The sequence below is a fragment of the Brevundimonas sp. VNH65 genome (assembly GCF_049445955.1).
Lineage (GTDB): Bacteria > Pseudomonadota > Alphaproteobacteria > Caulobacterales > Caulobacteraceae > Brevundimonas.
The window spans coordinates 18,353-42,433 of record NZ_JBMSDX010000004.1 but is presented as its reverse complement, the minus strand read 5'-3'; the positions used below and the strand labels follow the sequence as shown (position 1 = coordinate 42,433).

General features: G+C 70.1%; 22 protein-coding genes. 11 read left to right on the top strand and 11 right to left on the bottom strand.

The annotated features are described in order from the left end of the window. Positions 1–117: 117 nt before the first annotated feature. Together ACO2Q1_RS08540 and ACO2Q1_RS08535 are read right to left on the bottom strand one after the other, a co-directional pair. Positions 118–1,239, bottom strand: a complete 1,122-nt coding sequence (locus tag ACO2Q1_RS08540) for a hypothetical protein (RefSeq protein WP_423329077.1) — start codon at positions 1,237–1,239, stop codon at positions 118–120. A 90-nt stretch (positions 1,240–1,329) separates the two neighbouring features. Continuing rightward, positions 1,330–2,262 carry a ribose-phosphate pyrophosphokinase gene (locus tag ACO2Q1_RS08535; RefSeq protein ID WP_423329076.1) on the bottom strand — a complete coding sequence of 311 codons (933 nt, stop codon included), beginning with the start codon at positions 2,260–2,262 and terminating at the stop codon, positions 1,330–1,332. 244 nt (positions 2,263–2,506) lie between these two features. On the opposite strand from ACO2Q1_RS08535, the gene ACO2Q1_RS08530 reads away from it, so the two are divergent. From ACO2Q1_RS08530 to ACO2Q1_RS08510, 5 genes are all read left to right on the top strand, one after another. Next, entirely contained in the window at positions 2,507–3,322 is an 816-nt protein-coding gene (locus tag ACO2Q1_RS08530) for an outer membrane protein assembly factor BamD (protein WP_423329291.1), read from the top strand. A gap of 89 nt (positions 3,323–3,411) precedes the next feature. Then, positions 3,412–5,112, top strand: a complete 1,701-nt coding sequence (recN, locus tag ACO2Q1_RS08525) for a DNA repair protein RecN (RefSeq protein WP_423329075.1) — start codon at positions 3,412–3,414, stop codon at positions 5,110–5,112. A 236-nt stretch (positions 5,113–5,348) separates the two neighbouring features. Beyond that, a complete protein-coding gene (locus ACO2Q1_RS08520; protein WP_423329074.1) occupies positions 5,349–6,743 on the top strand; it encodes a S41 family peptidase in 1,395 nt (464 codons plus the stop codon). 221 nt (positions 6,744–6,964) lie between these two features. Then, a complete protein-coding gene (locus ACO2Q1_RS08515; RefSeq protein WP_423329073.1) occupies positions 6,965–8,164 on the top strand; it encodes a divergent polysaccharide deacetylase family protein in 1,200 nt (399 codons plus the stop codon). 95 nt (positions 8,165–8,259) lie between these two features. Continuing rightward, complete coding sequence (locus tag ACO2Q1_RS08510) at positions 8,260–8,751, top strand: RNA pyrophosphohydrolase (RefSeq protein ID WP_423329072.1); 492 nt, start codon at positions 8,260–8,262, stop codon at positions 8,749–8,751. Here the strand turns inward: ACO2Q1_RS08510 and ACO2Q1_RS08505 are convergent. The 8 genes from ACO2Q1_RS08505 to ACO2Q1_RS08470 form a co-directional block, all read right to left on the bottom strand. Beyond that, complete coding sequence (locus ACO2Q1_RS08505; RefSeq protein WP_423329071.1) at positions 8,727–9,233, bottom strand: hypothetical protein; 507 nt, start codon at positions 9,231–9,233, stop codon at positions 8,727–8,729. The genes ACO2Q1_RS08510 and ACO2Q1_RS08505 overlap by 25 nt on opposite strands. Before the next feature lie 145 nt (positions 9,234–9,378). Next, complete coding sequence (locus ACO2Q1_RS08500) at positions 9,379–9,702, bottom strand: DMT family transporter (protein ID WP_423329070.1); 324 nt, start codon at positions 9,700–9,702, stop codon at positions 9,379–9,381. Positions 9,703–9,851: 149 nt separating this feature from the next. Continuing rightward, complete coding sequence (locus tag ACO2Q1_RS08495) at positions 9,852–10,358, bottom strand: hypothetical protein (protein WP_423329069.1); 507 nt, start codon at positions 10,356–10,358, stop codon at positions 9,852–9,854. A gap of 86 nt (positions 10,359–10,444) precedes the next feature. Next, positions 10,445–10,714, bottom strand: coding sequence for an ATP synthase F1 subunit epsilon (locus ACO2Q1_RS08490; RefSeq protein WP_423329068.1), 270 nt, complete (start codon positions 10,712–10,714; stop codon positions 10,445–10,447). Positions 10,715–10,717: 3 nt separating this feature from the next. Further along, on the bottom strand, positions 10,718–12,298 hold the full coding sequence (atpD, locus tag ACO2Q1_RS08485; protein WP_423329067.1) for a F0F1 ATP synthase subunit beta: 1,581 nt from the start codon (positions 12,296–12,298) through the stop codon (positions 10,718–10,720). Between the two features lie 37 nt (positions 12,299–12,335). After that, positions 12,336–13,214 (bottom strand): F0F1 ATP synthase subunit gamma, encoded by an 879-nt coding sequence (locus tag ACO2Q1_RS08480; protein ID WP_423329066.1) that lies wholly within the window; start codon positions 13,212–13,214, stop codon positions 12,336–12,338. Between the two features lie 34 nt (positions 13,215–13,248). Further along, complete coding sequence (gene atpA, locus ACO2Q1_RS08475) at positions 13,249–14,781, bottom strand: F0F1 ATP synthase subunit alpha (RefSeq protein WP_423329065.1); 1,533 nt, start codon at positions 14,779–14,781, stop codon at positions 13,249–13,251. A 69-nt stretch (positions 14,782–14,850) separates the two neighbouring features. Beyond that, a complete protein-coding gene (locus ACO2Q1_RS08470; protein ID WP_423329064.1) occupies positions 14,851–15,405 on the bottom strand; it encodes a F0F1 ATP synthase subunit delta in 555 nt (184 codons plus the stop codon). 300 nt (positions 15,406–15,705) lie between these two features. Here ACO2Q1_RS08470 and ACO2Q1_RS08465 point away from each other — a divergent pair, with 300 nt between their 5' ends. Together ACO2Q1_RS08465 and ACO2Q1_RS08460 are read left to right on the top strand one after the other, a co-directional pair. Continuing rightward, the gene (locus ACO2Q1_RS08465) at positions 15,706–16,530 is read left to right on the top strand and encodes a TerC family protein (protein ID WP_423329063.1); all 825 of its coding nucleotides are present in this window, start codon (positions 15,706–15,708) and stop codon (positions 16,528–16,530) included. 4 nt (positions 16,531–16,534) lie between these two features. Beyond that, complete coding sequence (locus tag ACO2Q1_RS08460) at positions 16,535–17,410, top strand: glutaminyl-peptide cyclotransferase (RefSeq protein WP_423329062.1); 876 nt, start codon at positions 16,535–16,537, stop codon at positions 17,408–17,410. Positions 17,411–18,436: 1,026 nt separating this feature from the next. Here the strand turns inward: ACO2Q1_RS08460 and ACO2Q1_RS08455 are convergent. Then, a complete protein-coding gene (locus ACO2Q1_RS08455; RefSeq protein ID WP_423329061.1) occupies positions 18,437–20,599 on the bottom strand; it encodes a primosomal protein N' in 2,163 nt (720 codons plus the stop codon). Positions 20,600–20,629: 30 nt separating this feature from the next. Between ACO2Q1_RS08455 and fsa the strand changes: the two genes are divergently transcribed. The 4 genes from fsa (at position 20,630) to ACO2Q1_RS08435 (ending at position 24,080) form a co-directional block, all read left to right on the top strand. Then, a complete protein-coding gene (gene fsa, locus ACO2Q1_RS08450) occupies positions 20,630–21,283 on the top strand; it encodes a fructose-6-phosphate aldolase (RefSeq protein ID WP_423329060.1) in 654 nt (217 codons plus the stop codon). Positions 21,284–21,328: 45 nt separating this feature from the next. After that, positions 21,329–22,036 carry a DUF484 family protein gene (locus ACO2Q1_RS08445; protein WP_423329059.1) on the top strand — a complete coding sequence of 236 codons (708 nt, stop codon included), beginning with the start codon at positions 21,329–21,331 and terminating at the stop codon, positions 22,034–22,036. Next, positions 22,033–22,956 (top strand): tyrosine recombinase XerC, encoded by a 924-nt coding sequence (locus tag ACO2Q1_RS08440; RefSeq protein WP_423329058.1) that lies wholly within the window; start codon positions 22,033–22,035, stop codon positions 22,954–22,956. The genes ACO2Q1_RS08445 and ACO2Q1_RS08440 overlap by 4 nt, the downstream gene beginning before the upstream one ends. Positions 22,957–23,045: 89 nt before the next feature. Continuing rightward, the gene (locus ACO2Q1_RS08435) at positions 23,046–24,080 is read left to right on the top strand and encodes an aspartyl protease family protein (RefSeq protein ID WP_423329057.1); all 1,035 of its coding nucleotides are present in this window, start codon (positions 23,046–23,048) and stop codon (positions 24,078–24,080) included. The last annotated feature ends 1 nt before the right edge of the window (position 24,081 follow it).

Below are 24,081 nucleotides of genomic sequence, written 5' to 3'. Positions count from 1 at the left end.
AAACGGCCCGCGCAGGCGGGGTGGTGACCCACGAATTCAAGAGCGCGGGCTATTACACGCAAGACCGCGGAAGCGCAACCGCCTGGATGACGATCGCGCGACGCGGCGTCCGGGGCCTCAGCGGCCGGTCGGCGATCCCCGGTTCAGGGCCGCCGTCGCCGAGGCCGGAGCCGGGGTCGTCAGGGTCAGTGACGCGGGGCTGATCTGCGGCGCGGGCGCGGCGGCGGTCTGGACCGGCTGTCCCCCGATCGCGGTCGAGGCGCAGGTCGCCAGGTCGCGCACCACATGGCGGCCCAGGCAGAACATGTCCTCATAGCTGGGCCGCGACGCCGCCAGGCACTGGAACAGGTTCAGCTTGGAGATGTCGAAGCAGAACTGGTTGCCCGCGTCATTGGTCAGGATGGCGGTGTTCTCCCGCTGGTCCTCCCCGGCGGCGCCCAGGGCGGCCAGGGCGGCGATGGTCAGGGCGCGGGCGACCACCGGCGTATAGGGCGGTGCGGCGCGGCCGCCCGCCACGCCCAGTCCCTGGCCGGCATGGGCCGCAGCATGCAGCTGGGCGGCTTCCTGCGGTTGCGCCGACATGCCCTGGGCCGACAGGGTCTTGGCCGACTGCAGACGCGCCTCGCGGTCGGCGACCGGGGTCACGGCCCAGCGGCGGCGCGGATCACGCCGCTCCTGGATGGTGTAGGCGTCGCCCTCCACCGCATCGGCGACGGCGGTCAGGGCGGCGGCGTCCCGACCCAGGGCGGCGACGATCAGGCCGGCGGCCGCATCCGCGCCCGGAAAGGCGGCGGCGTAGGTCGGGTCGGTCAGGACGGCGTTGATGATCTGCTGGCGCTGGGCCGGATCCGTCGAATAGGCCCGCACCCCGGCCACGAACTCGGGCGACTGCAGCGCCAGGATCGAGGCGTAGGCCACCATCCCCTGCGAGACCTGAGCCGGATGATAGGCCGAGCCGCGCCGAAGGGCGGACTGGATCGATTCCGCATCGGGGAAGCCGGCGCGGATCGTCGAGACCTCGCGCATGAAGGCGACATAGACGGCCGCCTGGGCCGCCACGTCCTGGTTCAGGGTCACCGGGGGCGGCGGGGCGGCCACGACCGGCGGCGGCGGGGCGGGCGGCTCCGGCTCGGGCGGGGTCTCGCAACTGGCGACCAGCACAGCCACGGCCAGGGCGGTCAGGGTCGCGGCGCGCCGGGCGACGGCGGCGACAGGACGGGGCGATCGGGTCGTCGACATGAAGGCATTCCCGCTGAACTCAGGGCGCAGCGAATAGGCCGCGCCGGAACTGAAAGGAATGTATAACGCCCGTTAAGGGTTTTCCGACGGTTAATCGAACAGCTTGGAGACCGATTCTTCGTTGGCGATGCGCCGGATCGCCTCGCCGATCAGCGGCGCCACCGCCACCCGGCGGATCTTGGCGCAGTCGACGACGGCCTGGGGCTGTTCGATCGAGTCGGTGATCACCAGCTCCTTCAGCGGCCCGTTCGTGACCCGGTCGACCGCCGGTCCCGACAGCACCCCGTGGCTGATATAGGCCGACACCTCCGTCGCCCCGTTCTTGATCAGGGCCTCGGCCGCATTGACCAGGGTACCGCCGGAATCGACGATGTCGTCGAACAGGATGCAGCGCCGGCCCGAGACGTCGCCGATGATGTTCATCACCTCGCTCTCGCCCGCGCGCGGGCGGCGCTTGTCGACAATGGCCAGGTCGACGTTCAGCCGTTCCGCCAGCGTCCGGGCCCGCACCACCCCGCCGACGTCGGGCGAGACGATCATCAGCTCCCCGCGCGGATAGTTCTCCTTGATGTCCTGGGCCAGGACCGGGGTGGCGACCAGATTGTCGGTCGGGATGTCGAAAAAGCCCTGAATCTGTCCCGCGTGCAGGTCCATGGTCAGGACCCGGTCGGCGCCGGCGCGGGTGATCATATTGGCCACCAGCTTGGCCGAGATCGGCGTGCGCCCCCCGGTCTTCCGGTCCTGCCGGGCATAGCCGAAATACGGCATGACCGCCGTGATCCGTCGCGCCGAGGCCCGCACCAGGGCGTCGATGCAGATCAGCAGCTCCATCAGATTGTCGTTGGCGGGATAGGAGGTCGACTGGATCACGAACACGTCCTCGCCGCGGACGTTCTCCTCGATCACCACGAAGACTTCGTTGTCGGCGAACCGCTTCACCTGCGACCGCGTCAACGGCATGTCCAGATGCGCGGCGATCGCCTGGGCGAGAAGCCGGTTCGAGTTGCCAGCGAGCAGCTTCATGGAACCGGTCATCCTTTCGCCGTCATCGAAACGCCAATGACGGTTGCGCTCTTTACCAGCGCGGAGGCCGGGGACAAGCCGGAACCACGGGATTCGCAGCGATTGGCGAAGGCCCGGCCGCTGGTGTAGAGGTCGCGCCTGACGTTTTCGCGCGCGCCCGACGGGGTGTGCGCCGCCTGTGAATGAGGGTCCGCCTTTGTCTGAATCTTCGACGCGCGTCCGCCGCTTCGGCGCCGGCCTGACGATGGCGGTGATGGCCGTGGCGGTCGTTTCGGTCGCGGCCTGCAACGGCAGCGCCAACCGGCCGAAGCTGGCCTATGAGGAGCGGCCGGTCGAATTGCTCTACAACACCGGCTTCCAGCGGCTGCAGTCCAAGCGCTGGCGCGACGCGGTCGACTATTTCCAGGAGGTCGAGCGCCAGCACCCGTATTCGGAATGGTCGCGCCGTTCGATCCTGATGCAGGTCTACGCCTACTATCAGGCCGGCGACTATCAGGACGCGATCGCCGCCGCCGACCGTTTCATCCAGCTCTTCCCCGGCAGCCCCTCGGCCGCCTACGCCTTCTATATGAAGGCCGTCTGCAACTTCGAGCAGATCGTCGACGTGGGCCGTGACCAGGCCTACTCCCAGGCGGCCCTGGCCGGGCTGCGCGACGTGATCCGCCGCTATCCGACCTCGGCCTACGCCACCGACGCCCGGGTCAAGATCGACATGGTCAACGACCAGCTGGCCGGCAAGGAAATGACCATCGGCCGCTGGTACCAGCGCCGCAACCAGCCCCTGGCCGCGATCAACCGCTACAAGACCGTGGTCGAGGACCAGGCCTATCAGCGCACCTCCCATGCCCCCGAGGCCCTCTACCGTCTGACCGAGGTCTATCTGGGCCTGGGCCTGAAGGAGGAGGCGACGCGCAACGCCGCCGTGCTCGGCTTCAACTATCCGGGCAGCGCCTGGTACGCCGAGGCCTACGCCCTCCTGGCCGAACAGGGCGCGCAACAGCCGGACGCCGTTCCGGAAGCGAAGCGCGAGAGCTGGCTGCGCCGGATCATCCCGGGCTGAATTCCGGCGATCCGGGCGGAACAGGCTGTGAACATCCGGTCGCGGGCCTCTAGACTGCGACCGAACGAATCAGGCGATCTCTGCGCTCCATGCTGACCCGGCTGTCCATCCGCGACATCGTGCTCGTCGAGGCTCTCGACCTGGACGTCGATGACGGACTGACCGTCCTGACCGGCGAGACCGGGGCCGGCAAGTCGATCATCCTGGACGCCCTCGGCCTGGCCCTCGGCGGACGCGGCGACGCCGGACTGGTCCGCGCCGGGGCGAAACAGGCGACGGCGGCGGCGGAGTTCACCGCTCCGGACGATGCCGAGCTTCTGGATCTGCTGGACGAAAAGGGCTTCACGGTCGCCGCGGGCGAGCCGCTGATGCTGCGTCGCGTGGTCGGCGCCGACGGCCGCAGCCGCGCCTGGGTCAACGACCAGCCCGCCGGGATCGCCGCCCTGCGCGACATCGGCGCCCGCCTGGTCGAGGTCCACGGCCAGCACGAGACCGTGGGCCTGCTGGACTGGAAGACGCATCGCGGCCTGCTGGACGCCTACGGCGGCCTTTCGCCCCAGCTGTCGGCGGTCGCCGCCGCCGCCCAGGCGCTGAAGGCGGCCGAGACCCGGCTGGAGGCCCTGCGCGCCTCGGCGGCCGAGGCGGCGGCTCGGTCCGAGGAGATCGCGCTCAACCTCGCCGACCTCGACGCCCTTGATCCCCGCCCCGACGAAGAGACCGAACTGGCCGGCGAACGCGCCCTGCTGGGGGCGGCGGAAAAGGCCATCGCCGACCTGGAGGACGCCCGGACCGCCCTGGGCGGCGACAAGCTCAGTCAGAAACTGTCCCAGGCCCTGCGCGCCGTCGAACACGCCCGCCAGCGCGCGCTTCAGGCCGGCGCCGAGCCCGACCATCCGGTCATCGCCCGTCTGGCCGGCGCCGCCGAGGCCATCGACCGCACCCTGGTCGAGGCGCTGGAGGCCGTGGCCGAGGTGGACGCCGCCGCCGCCGCCTTCGACTTCGAGCCGGGCCGGCTGGACCGGGCGGAGGAGCGGCTGTTCGCCCTGCGCGCGGCGGCGCGAAAGCTGAATGTGGCCGTGGCCGACCTGCCCGCCCTGCGACTGCGTCTGCGCGAGCAGCTGCGCCTGATCGAGGACGGCGCCGACGCCCTGACCGCCGCCGGGCGCGACGCCTCCGCCGCGCGCGAGGCCTACGACCTGGCCGCCACCTTCCTGACCTCGGCGCGCGAGGCGGCGGCCGAGCGCCTGACCGAGGCGGTGATGGGCGAACTGGCCCCGCTGAAACTCGACCGCGCCCGCTTCCGCGTGGTGCTGGAGCCCGTGGCCGACGGACGGCGCGGGCCGCTAGGCGTGGAGACGGTGCGGTTCCAGATCGCGGCCAACGCCGGGACGGAGTTCGGTCCCCTCGACGCCGTGGCCTCGGGCGGAGAGCTGGCCCGCGTCGCCCTGGCCCTGAAGGCCGCCCTGGCCGGACGCGAGGACCAGCGCCAGCCGGTCATGATCTTCGACGAGGTCGATCAGGGCGTCGGCGGCGCCGTGGCCGAGGCCGTGGGCCAGCGTCTGAAACGCCTGGCGACCGGCGCCCAGGTCCTGGTCGTGACCCACAGCCCCCAGGTCGCCGCGCGCGGCCATGTCCACTGGAAGGTCCGCAAGGCCGACCTCGAAGGCCGGACCCGCACCTCGGTCGATCCGCTCGATGACGACGCCCGGCTGGAAGAGATCGCCCGCATGCTCTCGGGCGCCGAGATCACCGACGAGGCCCGCGCCGCCGCCGCCCGCCTGATCGGCTGATCCCGGCGCGGGAATCGCGCCTGATCCGACCTGATCCTGACGTTCAGGGCCCTTTTCATCCGGACCTGACGCTGATTTTATCTCCCCGCCCCCTGAACGCCGGATTTCGGCGGCATGCGGGCGTATATCCCGCCGGATGAACCCGGACGCTGGATCGGTTCGACGGCGGTCGCCTTCGCATCGGTTTGGCTCTAGGGTCCTGACGGCCCCGACACGACGACCGCGAAAGATACGGAATGCGCAGACTATTTCTGGCCGGCGGCGCCGCCCTGGCCCTCGTCGCGGGCGGCGTCGGCCTGTCGGGCATGGCGGCCCAGACGCCGCGCAACGAAACCTTCCGCATGCTGCAGCTGTTCGGCGACGTCCTGGCCGTGGTCGAACAGGCCTATGTCGTGCCGGTCGACAACAAGAAGCTGATCGAGGCGGCTCTCGGCGGCATGATGACGGCCCTGGATCCCCATTCCAACTATCTGCCGCCCGACGGCTTCGACGAACTGCAGGAGCGGACCTCGGGCGAGTATTCGGGCGTGGGCCTGACCATCACGGCCGAGGGCGGTCTGGTGAAGGTCATCTCCCCCATGGACGGCGGTCCCGCCGCCCGCGCCGGCGTCCAGGCCGGCGACGTCATCTCCTCGATCGAGGGCCAGAGCGCCTCGGGCCTGACCGTGTCCGAAGCGTCCGAAAAACTGCGCGGCGCGGTCGGCACCTCTGTCAAGGTCACCTTCCTGCGCGACGGCGAGGAGCCGCGCGAGGTGGTCCTGACGCGCGAGGTCATCAAGATCGAATCCGTCACCGGCCGCATCGAGGGCGAGTTCGGCTATGTTCGCGTCTCCACCTTCAACGAGAAGACCAGCCGCGAACTGACCGAGGTCCTCGACCGGCTGAAGCGCGAGAAGCCGGACCTGAAGGGCTTCGTCCTGGACCTGCGCAACAACGGCGGCGGTCTGCTGACGGCGGCGGTCGAGGTGTCCGACGCCTTCCTGGAACGCGGCGAGATCGTCAGCCAGCGCGGGCGCAAGCCGGACCAGATCGACCGCTATTCCGCCAAGCCCGGCGACCTGACCGGCGGCCTGCCGATCGTCGTCCTGATCAATTACGGCTCGGCCTCGGCCTCCGAAATCGTCGCCGGCGCCCTGAAGGACCAGGAGCGGGCGACCCTGGTCGGCCTGACCAGCTTCGGCAAGGGCTCGGTCCAGACCGTAATCCCCCTGAATCAGGGCCGCGACGGCGCCCTGTCGATCACCACGGCGCGCTACTACACCCCGTCCGGCCGTTCCATCCAGAAGATCGGCATCGAGCCGGACCTCGAGGTGGCCCGCTCCGAGGCGGAGGCGAAGATCGTGTCGCGCTCCAGCTTCGTCTATTCCGAGGCGGCCTACGCCACGGCCCTGGACGCCTCCATCGGCGCCGAACGCAAGGGCCCCCACGTGCCGCACGAGGCGCCGGGCGCGGACTACGACAAGGAAAAGGACTATCAGCTGGAGCGAGCCTTCGACGTCCTGCGCGCCGGCGGCGACCTGTCCCGTCTCGCGGTCCCGCCCGCGGGCGTCGTGGTCACCGCCCCGGGAACGCCCCCCGCCGCCAATGACGACGCCGCGCCCGAACCCCAGCCCGAGCAAAGACGGCGCTGATCGCTGAGTGACCGGTGAAGAGCGAGTAGTGAGTAGTGAGCGGGACGAGCCAGCGGGTCACGCGCTCCAACCCTCTCCCAGCCCTCACGACTCACCACTCACTTTTCACTCCTCACCCCTCCACCTCCGCCGGGCCGAACATGGCTAACGGCGCGTTAGGCTTTCTTAACCGACGCCCGGCACAGTGGCGGCCCTAGAGGTCCGTTCGCCGCCCGGAAGCCATGTTCGCCAAGCGTCAGTCCGTTCTCGCCGCCACCGCCGGGGCGCCGCCGCCCAGGGCCGGTCTGAACGCGGCCGCCGTCCTGGCGGTGCTGAAGCGCCCGCCGGTGATCGCCGGCCTGGCCGGGCTCGCCGCCCTGGGCTCGGCCGCCCTGTTCCTGGCCGTGCTCGGCGATCCGACGGCGGGCGTTCCCACCGCCCGCGCCCAGCTGCACCGCACGACGCCCGAGGCGCCGCCCGCCCCCACAGGTCTCGAGGCCTTCAGCCTCGGCGTCTTCGGCCCCTATCAGGATCTCGCCGATCCGAACGCCGACCCCTTCGCCGCGTCGGGCGAGGGCGGCGAGGCGGTCATCACCCTGCCGGACGGCACGACGGTGTCGGGCTCCGGCGCCGCGGTGGCCGCGCCACGGCTGGCCGCCCGCCCCCTGCCCGTAGCCCCCATCAACGGCCTGACCCAGCCCGGTCCCAACGGCCTTCTCCCGCGCATCGCCCCGGACGGCCGCACCCCGGCCCAGGCCTACGCTCGCCCATTCACGCCGAACGGCAAGCCGCGCGTGGCCCTGATCGTCGGCGGCCTGGGGCTTAACGCCGTGACGACCCGCGCCGCCATCGAACGCCTCCCCGCCGAGGTGACCCTCAGCTTCGTCCCCTACGCCGAGGGGCTTCAGGGCTGGATCAACCTGGCCCGCGCCCAGGGCCATGAGGTGCTGATCGAGATTCCGATGGAGCCCTCGGGCTATCCCGACAACGACCCCGGCCCCCAGACCCTGCTGAACAGCGCCGGCCCCGACGACATCACCACGCGGATGAACTGGCTGCTGGGCCGCGCCACCGGCTATTTCGGCGTGACCAACTATCTGGGCGACCGCTTCGTCGCCTCGGACGAGGGCATGAACGCCTTCCTCGGCGTGCTGCGCCAGAAAGGGCTGGCCTTCATCGACGACGGAACCGCACGACGCCGTCCCGGCGCCTGGGCGCGCGGCACCGCCGACAGCGTCATCGACGAGGTCCAGACCCCTGACGCCGTCGTCGCCCGCCTCAATGCGCTGGAGGCCGCCGCCCGGTCTCGCGGCTCGGCGCTCGGAACCGGCTTCTCCTATCCGGTGACGGTCGAGGCCGCCGCCCGCTGGACCGCCGGCCTGGAGGCGCGCGGCCTGCAGCTTGCCCCGGCCTCCGCCATGGCGGCGCGCTCCGGCCGTTAGGTCTGGGTGAAAAGGGCTGGTGGGCGAGGCTTGAGCGCCGCGTCGCCCCATCACGCTCACCCCTCGCTCACTGTGCTCACTCTTCACCGAATCCGATGACCCTCTCCGCCTATCGCCCCAACGTCGGCGTCGTCCTGTTCCATCCCGACGGTCGGGTCTGGTACGGCCGCCGCGCCCATACGCCCGGCCCTCACAACTGGCAGTTCCCGCAAGGCGGCGTCGATGACGGCGAGGACCTGGAGGCCGCCGCCCGCCGCGAACTGGAGGAGGAGACCGGCGTCGTCTCCGCCGAACTGCTGGGCGCGACCGACGACTGGATCCTCTACGACTTCCCGCCCGAGGCCATGAACAACGCCAAGGCCTGGCGCGGCTTCAAGGGCCAGCGCCAGAAATGGTTCGCCTTCCGCTTCACCGGCCCGGACAGCGAGATCGACCTGGAACGCCATGACGAGGTCGAGTTCGACGCCTGGCGCTGGGGCGACCTGACCGAGGCCTGCGACCTGATCGTGCCCTTCAAACGCGCCGCCTATGAACAGGTCGTCGCGGCCTTCCTGCCGCTGGCTCAGTCGCCGGACGGCGGCGCATAGGTCACGGCCACCGCATGGGGCGCCCCGCTCCGGCTCGGGAGCTCGACCGTCCAGAACAGGCGGCCCACATCGGCGGCGCCTTCCCACCGGCGGGCGTCCAGACGCCGCATCTCCCGGCTTCGCGCCCAGCGCGTCAGCGCCGCCTCGACCCGCCGCGCCCCCGCCCGGTCGGTCAGATAGGCCAGCCGACAATCTTCTCCCGCCGCGCCCGGCCGCACGTCCAGTCCGCCGTCGCGGGCCGTGGCTTCGAACCAGTCGCCCCAGAACTGAAAGCCGTGCTCCAGCCCCTCCTCGCGCAAGGAGTCGGGGCTGCGCTCCAGAACGCGGGAGGTGCAGACCACCTCCAGCGCGGCCGGCGTGACCTCGGCGATGCGGGCCGGTCGCGGATCGATGCAGCCGCAGGCCCTCCGGGGCGCGGCGAACGCCGTCAGCGACAGGCCGACGGCCAGGGCCGAGACGGCGAACAGACGCGGGTGACGCATGGGGACCTCCGGACGCCACCCTGGTCCCGCCACAGCCCCCGCGCGCCTCTCGAAAACTGACCGGGCCCGCTGTCTTCCCACCGACGCCCCATACTCCCGCGCGCGCCGGCGAAGGCCGGGGTTCAGGTCACCTGAATCCGGAGGGTCAGTGCGCCGGACTGGCCAGTTTCATCATCACCAGGCCGGACACGATCAGCACGGCCGCCAGCACCCGCCAGAAGGTCAGGGCCTCGCCCAGCACCGCCACCCCGACGACGAACGCCCCGACCGCCCCGATCCCGGTCCAGATCGTATAGGCGGTCCCCAGCGGCAGGGTCTTCATCGACCAGGACAACAGGGCGAAACTGGCGATCATGGTCACCACGGTGACGATCGAGGGGACGGGCCGTGTGAACCCCTCTGACAACTTCATCGCATAGGCCCAGACGACTTCCAGCAGTCCGGCGACGAACAGTACGATCCAGGCCATCAGACGGCCCTCCTTCCAGAGAGCCGGGCCGTCCCGGTCTTGAAGGCCGCGCCGCCGGTCATCGGCGGACGGGCGGGGACGTGGCCCCGTCATCGGTTGTGGGCGGCTATCTAGGGCCTCACGCCCCCGGGTCAAGACCTGGGTGTTGCTCAGCTATCCGGCGTTCCGGCGCCGACAAAGATCAGAAGGGACCGGCCGCCGCCGCGCATCATTCCCACCTGGACGCCCCGGCCCCGCGACAGGTTACGCTGGAACACATCCGGCCGAGGTCCCGGCCCATAGCCCCGCGCCCGCAGCCAGGCCGAGATCGGCGCCGTCGCACCCGGCCACTCGTGCACCACCAGGCTGCAGCCTCCGGCGTTTTCGTTCAGACTGACCCTCAGGGCGGCGCCCCGCGTGGCCGGATAGATCCAGCGCTCCGGCTGGGCCTCGTTGCGGGCGAAACCCGAAGGCCGCGCCGATCGCGGCCCGTCGCCTGCGCGGGCCAGACAATGAGTCAGCGCCGCCTCCACCGCCGGCATGTGCGGCGGCGCGGCGGTCAGGGTCGACAGCGAAGGCAGGCGTGACGGGTTGGCGCCCGTCTGGCCTGATGCGGCCGGGGCCGGCGCAGGCCAGGACAGGAGGAGACCACCGGCGAGCAGGAGAAGCGCAATCATGTCGCCACCCTGACCGGTCGCACATCGGGCGGCCACTGACGATTCCCGATCAGCCCTCCGGGGCTTGGGGAGCCCTCGGCCTCGGATCAGGCCGAGGCCAGTTCCTGGGCCTGTTCGGCCAGGATGGTCAGGCCTTCGGGCGTCACGTCGGCGAAACCGCCGTGCACCTCGAACTGACGGCGCGACGATCCGTCGATGACCGTGACCACGCCCTCGCGCAGGGCCGTCATGAACGGCGCATGCTGCGGCAGGACGCCGAAATCGCCCTCGACGCCCGGCGCGTCGACCTGATCGACGAGGCCGTGGAAGACCTCGCGTTCAGGCGCGACCAGCGAGAAGTTCAGCTTCCCGGCCATGGATCAGGCGTCCGCGGCCAGTTTGGCGGCCTTCTCGACGGCTTCCTCGATCGAGCCGACCATGTAGAAGGCGGCTTCCGGCAGGTGGTCGTAGTCGCCGGCGACGATGCCCTTGAACGAGCGGATCGTGTCTTCCAGCGAGACGAACTTGCCCGGCGAGTTGGTGAACTGCTCGGCCACGAAGAAAGGCTGCGACAGGAAGCGGCTGATCTTGCGGGCGCGGGCGACGACCAGCTTGTCCTCTTCCGACAGCTCGTCCATGCCCAGGATGGCGATGATGTCCTTCAGCGCCTTGTAGGACTGCAGCACTTCCTGCACCGAGCGGGCGACGTTGTAGTGCTCCTCGCCGATGACCAGCGGGTCCATGATCCGCGAGGTCGAGTCCAGCGGGTCCACGGCCGGGAAGATGGCCTGGGCGGCGATGTCGCGGCTCAGAACGGTCTTGGCGTCCAGGTGGGCGAACGAGGCGGCCGGGGCCGGGTCGGTCAGGTCGTCGGCCGGAACGTAGATGGCCTGGATCGAGGTGATCGAGCCCTTCTTGGTCGAGGTGATCCGCTCCTGCAGGTTGCCCATCTCGGTGGCCAGGGTCGGCTGATAGCCCACGGCCGAGGGGATGCGGCCCAGCAGCGCCGACATTTCCGAACCGGCCTGGGTGAAGCGGAAGATGTTGTCGACGAACAGCAGCACGTCCTTGCCTTCCTCGTCGCGGAAGTACTCGGCCTGGGCCAGGCCCGTCAGGGCGACGCGGGCGCGGGCGCCGGGAGGCTCGTTCATCTGGCCATAGACCAGGGCGCACTTGGAGCCTTCGGTCGAGCCGTCGTTCTTGGTCGGGTCCACGTTCACGTTGGACTCGATCATCTCGTGATACAGGTCGTTGCCCTCGCGGGTGCGCTCACCCACGCCGGCCAGAACCGAATAGCCGCCGTAGGCCTTGGCGATGTTGTTGATCAGCTCCTGCATGGTCACGGTCTTGCCCACGCCCGCGCCGCCGAACAGGCCGGTCTTGCCGCCCTTGGTGTAGGGGCACATCAGGTCGATGACCTTGATGCCGGTGACCAGAATTTCCGACGACGTCGACTGTTCCTCGAACGAGGGGGCGTCGCGGTGGATCGGGCGGAACATGTCGGTCTTGATCGGACCCTGTTCGTCGATCGGCTGGCCGACGACGTTCATGATGCGGCCCAGGGTGCCTGGACCGACCGGCGCCATGATCGAGGTGCCGGTGTCGGTGACCGGCTGGCCGCGCGTCAGGCCTTCGGTCGTGTCCATGGCGATGGTGCGGACCATGTTCTCGCCGAGGTGCTGGGCGACTTCCAGCACCAGGGTGAAGGGCTCGCCCGTCTTCTGGTCGACGTTCTGGGTGTGCAGGGCGTTCAGGATCGCCGGCAGGTGACCCTCGAACTCCACGTCGACGACGGCGCCGATGACCTGGGCGATCTTGCCGGCGGCGACGGCGTCGACCGGCGCGGCGGCCTTCGGGGCCTTGGCGGCTGCAGGTTTCTTGGCGGCCGGAGCCTTCGGTGCGGCGGCGGCCTTGGCGGCGGCCGGCTTGCGGGCGGCGGGTTTCTTGACGGTGTCGGTCATGGGGCGTGTCCGGTTCGGAATGTCGTGGGGATCGGGATCAGAGGGCTTCGGCGCCGGCGATGATCTCGATCAGCTCGGTGGTGATCTGGGCCTGGCGCTTGCGGTTGTACTGCAGCGTCAGGGCGTTGATGAGGTCGCCCGCATTGCGCGTGGCGTTGTCCATGGCGGCCATCTGCGAGCCGAAGAAGCCGGCCTGGTTCTCGTACAGGGCCGACAGGATCTGGGTCGTCAGGTTGCGCGGCAGCAGGGTCTCGAGGATCTCCTCCTCCGACGGCTCATAGGTATAGACCGCCCCGCCCAGGTCGATCGGGGCGGCATCGCCCTCGACCACGGCCGGGATCAGCTGGCTGGCGCTCGGCACCTGCGAGATGACCGACTTGAACTGGCTGTAGAACAGGGTGACCACGTCGGTCTCGCCCGCCTCGAACCGGTCGGCGATCAGTTCGGCGATCGGCTGTGCCGCGGCCAGGCCCAGCACCTTGTGGTCCGACAGCTCAAAGGTCTGGATCAGCCGGTCGCCGTACAGACGGCTCAGCTGGTCGCGGGACTTCTTGCCCACGGCGACGATCTTCACATCCTTGCCCTGGGCGATCAGGCTGTTGATCCGCTCGCGTGCGGCGCGGATGACGTTGGTCGAGAAACCCCCCGCCAGACCCTTGTCGGCCGTGGCGACCACGACGAGGTGCTTGTGGTCCTCGCCGGTGCCGGCCAGCAGCTTCGGCGCGTCGGCGCCCGAGACGCCGGCGGCCAGGTTGGCGATGACCGAGGCCATGCGCCGGGCGTAGGGCCGGGCGTTCTCGGCCTGGTCCTGGGCGCGCTTCAGCTTGGCCGCGGCGACCATCTGCATGGCCTTCGTGATCTTCTGCGTGGCTTTCACGCTTCCGATCCGATTGCGCATTTCCTTGAGGCTGGCCATCCGGCTCTACTCTCTCGTCAGTTCCGGGTCAGGCTCAGGCGAAGGTCTTGACGAAGTCGCCGAGGATCGACTTCAGCTCGGCTTCGAGCTCGGCCGTCAGGTCCTTCTTGGTGCGGATGCCGTCCAGCAGCGAGGCGTGCTTGGAGTGGATGCGCGCCAGCAGCTCCTTCTCGAACCGGCCCACGTCGGCCGTGGCGATGCCGTCGATGTAGCCGCGCGTGCCGGCGTAGACCGAGACGACCTGCTCTTCCATCGTCAGCGGCGAATACTGCGGCTGCTTCAGCAGCTCCGTCAGACGCTCGCCGCGCGCCAGCAGCTTCTGGGTCGAGGCGTCCAGGTCCGAGCCGAACTTGGCGAAGGCGGCCATCTCGCGATACTGGGCCAGCTCGCCCTTGATGGTGCCGGCGACCTTCTTCATCGCCTTGGTCTGGGCCGAGGAGCCCACGCGCGACACCGAGATGCCGACGTTCACGGCCGGGCGGATGCCCTGATAGAACAGGTCGGATTCCAGGAAGATCTGGCCGTCGGTGATCGAGATGACGTTGGTCGGGATATAGGCCGACACGTCGTTGGCCTGGGTCTCGATCAGCGGCAGGGCGGTCAGCGAGCCCGAGCCGTAGTCGCCGTTCAGCTTGGCCGAACGCTCCAGCAGGCGCGAGTGCAGATAGAAGACGTCGCCCGGATAGGCTTCGCGGCCCGGCGGACGGCGCAGCAGCAGGGACATCTGGCGATACGCAACCGCTTGCTTGGACAGGTCGTCATAGACGATCAGGCCGTGCATGCCGTTGTCGCGGAAATATTCGCCCATGGCGGTGCCGGCGAACGGCGCCAGGAACTGCAGCGGGGCCGGCTCCGAAGCCGTCGAGGCCACGACGATCGTGTAGTCTAGGGCGCCCGATTCCTCGAGCGTCTTGACGATCTGGGCCACGGTCGACCGCTTCTGACCGACGGCCACATAGATGCAGTACAGCTTGGCCGACTCATCGTCGGTGGCGTTGACCGACTTCTGGTTCAGGATGGTGTCGATGGCGACGGCGGTCTTGCCGACCTGACGGTCGCCGATGATCAGTTCGCGCTGGCCGCGACCGATCGGGATCAGGGTGTCGATGGCCTTCAGGCCGGTCTGCATCGGCTCGTGCACCGACTTGCGCGGGATGATGCCCGGCGCCTTGACGTCGACACGGCGACGCTCGGTGAACTGGATCGGGCCCTTGCCGTCGATCGGCTCGCCCAGCGGGTTGACGACGCGGCCCAGGAGGCCCTTGCCGACGGGCACGTCCACGATCTCGCCCAGGCGGCGCACGTCGTCGCCCTCGGCGATGGCGGCGTCCGCGCCGAAGATCACGACGCCGACGTTGTCACGCTCCAGGTTCAGGGCCATGCCCTTCACCCCGGCCTTGGGGAATTCGACCATTTCGCCGGCCTGGACATTGTCCAGACCGTGGATGCGGGCGATGCCGTCGCCGACCGACAGCACCTGGCCGACGTCCGAGACGTCGGCTTCGACGCCGAAGTTGGCGATCTGCGACTTGAGGATGGCCGAGATTTCAGCGGCGCGGATGTCCATGGCGGGCTCTTTCGGTTCTCGTCTTCGGAGGCGACGCGGAGCGGCGCCTTATCTCGTTGCGTGGGGCGCTCAGGCGCGCTTGAGGGAATATTTCAGCTGATCCAGGCGGGTCTTCAGCGAGGCGTCGAACAGTCGCGACCCCACCTTGACCTTCAGCCCGCCCAGCAGGCCGGCGTCGACACGGGCCGAAACCTCGGGCGTCTTGCCCAGGGCCTGGGTCAGGGCGGCGACGACCGACTTCATCTGGGCGGCGCTCAGCGGCTGGGCCGAGACGACCTCGGCGGCCACCAGTCCGGTGTGTTTGGCGTACAGAACCTCGAAACCGCCGATCACGGCGGCTAGGTCGCGGGCGCGGCCGTTCTGGGCCAGCAGACCCAGGAAGTTGCGGGTCGTGGCGTCGAACTTCGCCTTCACGGCGATAGCCGACAGGCCCTTGCCCTGATCGTCGGCCGCGATCACCGGCGACTGCACCAGCCGGCGCAGGTCGGCGCTTTCCGCCCAGGCCGCCTTCAGCGACTTCAGATCGGCGCGCACGGCCTCGAGGCGACCGGTCTCCAGCGCCAGGTCAAACAGCGCCCGCGCATAGCGATCGCCGACTTCCGTCGTCCTGAAATCGTCAGCCAAGGGTTCGGGTCCGTTCGATCATAACTCTTAAAGCGAAGGCCGGTCGCGCGGGACGCACCGGCCAAAGGCTTGATTTGCTTCAGGAAAGCACACAGGAGGCCGCTTCTCTCGAAACGCCCTCCGCAAGCCGGGCGCCTGATAGCATGGGCTTTTCCCGCTCGCAACAAGTCGTGATCTTCCCCAAAGGTCGCAGGTGAAGCCGCGCTCGCCTCCGGCCCGCGACAATCCGGCGCGGCCGGGCGTTGAAGCGGGAACGGCCGCGCTGCGTTAGATACGGCCAAATTTCCTCTGGGATCCTCGATGTTCGACTTCACACCCCTCTTCACCGATCCGACCGCCTGGGCGGCGCTCATCACCCTGGTGGTGATGGAGGTCGTCCTCGGGATCGACAACCTGATCTTCATCTCGATCCTTTCGAACAAGCTGCCGCCCGAGCACCGCCAGCGCACGCGCCGCATCGGCATCGCCCTGGCCCTGATCATGCGTCTGGGCCTGCTGGCCACCATCGGCTGGATCATCGGTCTCAAGGCGACGGTCTTCGATCTGGGCCTGTCGGGGGCCGGCTGGGACACCGCCTTCAGCTGGAAGGATCTGATCCTGATCGCCGGCGGCCTGTTCCTGATCTGGAAGGCGACCAAGGAAATCCACCACACCACGGATCATACGCCGTCCCACGCCCTGCTTGAAAAGGACAAGAAGGACGTCGTCATCACCAGCGTCGGCTCGGCCATCTTCCAGATCATCCTGCTGGACATGGTGTTCTCGATCGACTCGATCCTGACCGCCGTGGGCATGACCGACTACGTCGTCATCATGATGATCGCCGTGGTGGTCGCCGTCCTGGTCATGCTGCTGGCGGCCGACCCCCTGGCCAATTTCATCGACAAGAACCCGACCGTGGTCATGCTGGCCCTGGGCTTCCTGTTGATGATCGGCGCGGTGCTGATCGCCGACGGCTTCGGCGTCCATGTGCCCAAGGGCTACATCTATGCGGCCATGGCCTTCTCGGCGATGGTGGAGGGCCTCAACATGCTGTCGCGCAATGCGTCGGCGAAGAAGGCCGCCGCCGAAAAGGCGCATTTGGACGCGCTGAATGCCAGGGAAACCGCCGAACCCGGAGTCTGACCGCATGCCGCGACCGCGCCGCCGTCTCCTGATCGCGGCGCGGATCGGCCTTCTGGCCTGGACCGCGGCGGCCCTCGCCGCCCCGTCCCAGGCCCAGACTCCTTCGCCCTCGACCGCTCCGCCGCCCTCCCCTGCGGTCACGGCGCCTGCGCCGGCGACGACCCCGGCCCCGACCCAGCCTCGCCCGGTGGCCCGCTACGGCTATGAGGTGGTGGCGACCTATCCGCATGACCCGACCGCCTTCACCCAGGGTCTGGTCATCGACGGCGACGTCCTGACCGAAAGCACCGGGCGTCATCCCTCCACCGTCCGCCGCGTGCGCCTGTCGGACGGCGAGGTCCTGACCCGTCGCGACCTGGCCCTCCAGCATTTCGGCGAGGGCCTGACGATCCTGGGCGACCGGGCCTTCAGCCTGACCTGGACCGACGGCAAGGGCTTCATCTGGAACGCCGCCGACCTGACGCCCCTGGGCGAGTTCGCCTATTCCGGCCAGGGCTGGGGCCTGACCCATGACGGGACGCGGCTGATCCTGTCGGACGGCCAGTCCCGGCTGCGCTTCCTCGATCCGGACACCTTCGCCGAGACCGGGGCGATCCCCGTCACCATCGGGGGCCGACCGCTCGGCCGCCTGAACGAGCTGGAATTCATCGACGGCGAGGTCTGGGCCAACATCTGGCAGACCGACTTCATCGTCCGCATCGACCCGAAGGACGGCCAGGTCGTCGGCGTCATCGACCTGTCCGGCCTGCTGCCCGATCCCGTCGCCGATCCCGCCGACGATGTCCTCAACGGCATCGCCTGGGACGCCCGATCCCGCCGCCTGTTCGTCACCGGCAAGAACTGGCCCAAACTCTTCGAAATCCGCCTCGTGCCCCAATAAACGGGTCCGGGTCTCGCTCCAATCCCTTCTCCCGGTTGGGAGAAGGTGGCCCGCAGGGCCGGATGAGGGGACAGTGTCGAAGTCGGCGACAGCCGTCGCACCGCCCGTGACACGGCTCACGCCGACTGCTGCGATTGTCCCCTCTCCCTTGAGCGCCAGAACGACGGCTGCGCCGCCGTGCGCTCAATCCCTCTCCCAACCGGAAGAGGGAGGAGTCTGGCAGAGGGCAGTCTTCCATCACACTTCAACACCCCCGACCGCTGTAGTCCCTCAGCTTTCCCCGAAACTTGCGGCCCGCTTCCGGCCGCAGGTGGAGCCTGCCCCATAATACCCCCGCTTCACCGCACGGGAGGGCCGTCGGCCGGCGACCTGCGGGCGGTGGAGGCGAGACAGCGGGGGCGGGGTTCCAGATCGGAGCCTCGCCGCCTCGACCGCGGAGGGGAACCTTTTCGGAGCCGAGGCTGGGTCGGAGTTGAAATCCCGACCGTTCCGGGGATCGGCCGCGCCGGCCGACCCGCCCGCCGGGGGGCTATTCGACGCCGGCGCCAATCAGCGCCCCCCGTCGCTCCTCCCGTCCAGGTCCCGCGCGGAGCGACCAGACTTCGTCGAAAACGGTACTTCTACCCTACAGACCGGGCGAGGCCCGGCGCTCCGCCCCTCCCGCACCCTTCAGGCCCCCGCCGTGAAGCCGACGACGCATGCCTTCTCCTCCCCCTTCTGGGGGTGGAGAAGGATCGCATGCGATCCGACGACCGGACCGCGAAGCGGTGGAGGGGGCGACGCCCCCGGCTTGGTGGAAGATCACACGCGATCCGACGACCGGACCGCGAAGCGGTGGAGGGGGAAACTCACACCCGACCCCGTCACCCTCGGGCTCGTCCCGAGGGCCCATCCCGACCGCCGCACGAGCTTCGAAGAAGGCGCACGAACGCCCGACCCGCCTCCGAAACCCGCGGGCCCATGGCTCCTCGGGACACGCCCAAGGATGACGGAACAGAGCGAGCATGACGGCACGGAGAACGCTCCCTACAGAAAGCTGTACGGATCCACATCCACCGTCAGCCGCACCGATCCCGGAACCTTCACCCGGGCCAGCCAGGCGCGCAGGAAGGCCTGGAGGTCCACGTCGCGATCGGCCCGGACCAGCAGCCGCTTGCGCCGCCGTCCCCGCACCAGGGCCAGGGGCGCATCGGCCGGACCATAGACCTCCAGCCGCTCGGCGTTGGGAATGGCCTCGGCCAGGGCGCGCGCGGTCGCCTCGACCGCCTGGGCGTTCTCGCTGGACAGGATCAGGGCCGCCAGCCGGCCGTAGGGGGGCAGGAAGGCCATCTCCCGCTCGGCCATCTCGGCCTCGACAAAGGCCTCGCGGTCGCCCGCGGCCAGGGCCTGGAGCACCGGATGCTCCGGCGTCCAGGTCTGCAGCAGGGCGCGGCCCGGCCGGTCGGCCCGCCCTGCCCGGCCGGTGGCCTGGGCCAGCAGCTGATAGGTGCGCTCGGCCGCCCGCAGGTCGCCGCCCCTCAGGCCCAGGTCCGCATCCACCACCCCGACCAGGGTCAGGCCGGGGAAGTTGTGGCCCTTGGCCGCCGCCTGGGTGGCCACCAGAATATCGATCTCTCCGCGCGTCATGGCCTCGATCAGGGCGCGGGCAGAGGCGGCGTCGGGCGTCGTGTCGGAACTGAACACCGCGATCCGCGCCTCGGGGAACAGGCTCCGGACCTCCTCCTCGATCCGCTCCACTCCCGGCCCCACGGCCACCAGACTGTCCTCGGCCCCGCAGGCGGGACAGGCCTTCGGCCTCGGCATGGAGAAACCCGTCAGATGGCACACCAGTCGCCCGATGTAGCGGTGCTCGACCAGCCAGCTGTCGGTGTCCGGCGCCGTCATCCGGTGGCCGCAGGCCCGGCACAGCACCACCGGCGCATAACCGCGTCGGTTGAGGAACAGCAGGGTCTGCTCCCCGGCCGCCAGGGTCTCGGCGATCGCCGTCCGCAGCGCCCGCGACAGCCAGGTCTGGGGATCGGGCGGATCGGCTCTCAGATCGACCAGCCGGATGTCCGGCAGGACCGCTGCCCCATGCCGCGCCCCCAGCCTCAGCCAGCCGTAGCGGCCGGAGCGGGCGTTCCACAGCGTCTCCAGCGACGGCGTGGCCGAGGCCAGCACCACCGTCGCGCCCTCGATCCGTCCCCGCGCCACCGCCAGATCGCGGCCGTGATAGACGAGGCCTTCGTCCTGCTTGAACGACCCGTCGTGCTCCTCGTCCACGATCAGCAGGCGCAGGCTCACGAACGGCAGGAACAGGGCGGACCGCGCCCCCACGACGATATTGCACCGCCCGGCCCGAACCGCCTCCCACACCTGCCGCCGCCGGGGCGGCGCCACGCCCGAATGCCATTCCGCCGGCGCCGCGCCGAACCGGTCGGCGATCCGCGCGATCAGGGCCTGGGTCAAGGCGATTTCGGGCAGAAGGATCAGGATCTGGGCTGCCGGATCCGCTTTCAGCGTCCGCGCCGCCGCCTCCAGATAGGCCTCGGTCTTGCCCGAGCCGGTCACCCCGTCCAGCAGGAAGGGCCGAAAGCCTCGCTCATCGACAGCGGCGCCGATGGCCTCGGCCGCTGCCGCCTGGTCGGGCGTCAGCACCGCCGGGGCGTGATCGGGATCGGGCGGATCGAAGGCCGCCACCGCCTCGATCTCGATGACCTCCAGAACCCCTTCGTCGACCAGCCCCTTGACCACCCCCGACGAGACGCCCGCCGCCCTCGCCAGCTCGGCCCCCGCCATCGACCGCTCGCCCAGGACCTCCAGCACCGCCGACCGCGCCGGCGTCTCCCGGCCCGGCCGCCGGTCGCCGATCCGCCGCACCCGCCGTTCGGGCCGGGGCCGGGGCGCCCGCAACCCCTTCAGCGCCGCCTGGGCCATCTCGCCCGGCGCGTTCAGCGTCCACCGCGCCGCCCATTCGACGAAGTCCACCGTGCGCTCCGGCACGGACGGGTCGTCCAGCCGCCCCTCGACCGCCTTCAGCCGCCGGTTCGACCCCGTCGTCTCGCGCACCTCGGCCACGATCCCGCGCAGCAGCCTGGGCCCCAGCGGAACCGCAACCTGATCGCCGCGCACGAGGGACAGGCCGTCCGGGACCTCATAGTCGAACGCCTCCTGCACCGGCAGGGGAATGAGCACCGAGGCGACTTTCAACCCTGCCCCCGCTCGGCTAGAACCCGCCCCATGAAACTGTTTCTCGACACCGCCGACGTCGCCGTCATCAAGGAGATGCTCCCCACCGGAATGGTGGACGGCGTCACCACCAATCCCTCGCTGATCGCCAAATCCGGTCGCAACATCGCCGAGGTCATCGCCGAAATCTGCGCCCTGGTCGAGGGGCCGATCTCGGCCGAGGCCGTCGCGACCGATTTCGAGACCATGGTGCGCGAGGGCGACAAGCTGGCGGCCATCGCCCCCAATGTCGTCGTCAAACTGCCCCTGACCTGGGACGGACTGCGCGCCGCGCGCGCCTTCGCCGACAAGGGGATCCGGACCAACGTCACCCTGTGCTTCTCGGCGGCCCAGGCGATGCTGGCGGCCAAGGCCGGCGCCACCTTCATCTCGCCCTTCGTCGGCCGGCTGGAAGACCACGGCGCCGACGGCGTGAGCCTGCTGGAAGAGATCCGCACCCTCTACGACATCCACGGCTTCGAGACCGAGATCCTGGCCGCGTCCCTGCGCAACCCGGCCCATGTCTCCGCCGCCGCCCTCGCCGGCGCCGACGCCGCCACCCTGCCGGCCGACGTTTTCAAGGGCCTGGTCAAGCACCCGTTAACCAACAAGGGGCTTGATCAATTCCTGGCCGACTGGGGCAAGACCGGCCAATCGATCCTCTGACGCCCGCGACCGGCGCCCCGGCCCGTCGCTGAACGAGACGCCGACGTGAGCGGAACGCCTGACCTGTTCGCCGGCCGCGAAACCGCGCCAGGGCCGGCCTGGCCCGAGGTGCGCGCCTGGCTGCAGGCCCACGCCCAGACCCTGCTGGACGATCGCTCCCTGCTGGAGGAGATCGGTCTGCGCCCGCACGGCCGCAACGTCGTGGAATTCGGCGCGGTGGCCCTGACCCGGCTGGAGGCCGCCGCCGAACGCGAGGCCGACGCCCGCAAGCGAATCGAGGCGGTGGCCCGCGCCAATTTCGCCGCCCAGACCCAGACCCATGTCGCCGCCCTCGATATTCTCGAGGCCCGCAGCCTGTCCGACCTGGCGCGCCGGCTGGACGCCACGGCCGCCGCCCGCTTCGGCCTGGCCGGCGCGGCCATCGCCCTGGAGAAGCCCGGCCCCGTCCCCTTCGGCTGGCGCGGGCTGGAGCCCGGCGACGTCGACGCCCTGCTGGGGCCGGACGGCCTGACCTGGCTGGGGCCGCCGATCCCGGGCCTCGACCTGTTCGGCGCCGCCTCGGATCAGGTTCGCTCGATCGCCCTGATCCGGCTGAAGCCGCATTTTCCGGGCGACGCGGAGGCCCGGGCCGGCCTGTGCGCCTTCGCCTCTCCCGAGCCCGAAGGCTTCACCCCGACCATGGGCGGCGAACTGATCGCCTTCATCGCCCGCGTGGTCGAAAGGACCGGCGAGCGCTGGCCCCTGCCGCAATGATCACGTCCGCCGCCGACGCCCTGGCGGCGTGGCTTGTGCACCTGTCCGACGAACGCCGCCTGTCGCCGCGCACCCTCGAGGCCTACGGCCGCATCGGCCGCGTCTGGCTGGCGTTTCTCGAGCGGCACCGCGGCGGCGCGCCCCTGACGATCCGCGACCTCGGCGAGACGACGGCGGCGGAGGTGCGGGCGCATCTGGCCGAGCGGCGCGGCGGCGACGCGCCGCTGAACGCCCGGTCGCTCAGCCAGACCCTGTCGGCGATCCGCACCCTGCACGGATTTCTCGATCGTCGCCTCGGCGTGCCGACGCCGCAACTGGCGCTGGTGCGCGGCCCCAGGGTCCGCGCCTCCCTGCCCCGCCCCGTGACGCCCGACCAGGCGATGGAGCTGACGCGCGAGCCCGAGGCCGATCCCGACGCCGAACCGTGGGAAGCGGCCCGCGACCGGGCCGTCCTGACCCTGCTCTACGGCTGCGGTCTGCGTATTTCAGAAGCGCTGTCCCTGACCCGACGGGATGCGCCGCTCGGCGAGACGCTCAGGATCTTCGGCAAGGGCGGCAAGACTCGGATCGCCCCGGTGCTGCCGGCCGTGCGCGCCGCCGTGGACGACTATCTGGCGCTGTCGCCATTCGCTTCCGGACCTGACGACCCCCTGTTCCGGGCCAGACGCGGCGGCGCCCTCAGCCCCCGCCATGTCCAGGCGACGGTTCAGCGACTGCGCGGCCGGCTCGGCCTGCCCGCCTCGACGACGCCCCACGCCCTCCGGCACAGCTTCGCCACCCATCTGCTGGGCGCCGGCGCCGACCTTCGCGCAATCCAGGAACTGCTGGGCCACGCCAGCCTGTCCACGACCCAGCGATACACCGCCGTCGACTCCGCACGCCTGATGGCCGCCTACGCCTCGGCTCATCCCCGAGCCTGATCCGGCCTTCCGTCGCCGGACGGCGCCAGGGATGCGTCGACGGCGAAACGGGTGTACGCTCCGCCCTCGCACCGCAGGGAGGCGGGCTGATGCGTTCCGGAACAAGGGGCGATCATTGCGACGGCGACCGACGCCGGCTCATCCTGGGAGCCGCCGCCGGGCTGACCTGTGCGGGAGGCCTGACGGCCGCATGGCCCGCAACAGCGTCCCAGTCCCTCCCGGCCCCGGAGACGCCGCCGCCGGGATCGCTCGATCTCGAGGCCGCCCTTTTCGCCAACCTGTTCACCCGGATGTCGGTCCGGGCGCGACTGAACAGTCAGGGACCGTTCGATTTCGTCATCGACACGGGCGCCAGCCGCACCGCCGTGTCGGAGGAAACCGCCGCCCTCCTGCAGCTGCCCTCGGCCGGCGACGTCCTGGTCCATGGAGTCACCTCGGCGCAGATCACACGCTCGGTGCAGCTTTCGCGGCTGGAGGCCGCCGGCCGACGCTTCACTCAGCTGCAGCCGTGCGTGTTTCCCCGGGCCCTGCTGGCGGCCGACGGGCTTCTGGGCCTCGACGTGCTGTCACGGTTCCGCCTGGACATCGACCTCGGCCGTCGCACGATCGGACTGACGCCGTCCGGGCCCGACAAGGTGACGTTCGGCGACGCCTTCGCCATGCCCTCTCGCCTGCGCAGGTTCGATGCGTCGCGCAGCCGAAAGGGGCACTTCGGCCAGCTGATCCTCCTGAACGCGAGAGTCGAAGGCATTCCGGCGGACTGTTTCGTCGACAGCGGCGCCCAGTTCTCCATCGGAAATCTGGCGCTGCAGCGCGCCGTGGGCGAACGGCAGGGTCGCTCGCCCTATCTCAATCCGATCCGGGTCTTCGGCGTCACGGGCCAGCAGCTGGTCGCCCAGCCCGGCTCGGTCTCTCAGCTTGAGGTGGCGCGTCAACGTCTGGGGCAGACTCGACTGCTGTTCGCCGACCTGCACGCCTTCGGCGCCCTGGAGCTCAATGACCGCCCGGCGTTGCTCCTCGGCGCCGACATCATCAGCCGGTTCGACCGGGTCTCGCTGGACTTCGGCATGTCTCGGATGATGTTCAGCGGGCTCAGGCGGCAAACCCGCTCGGTCACCGCCTGAG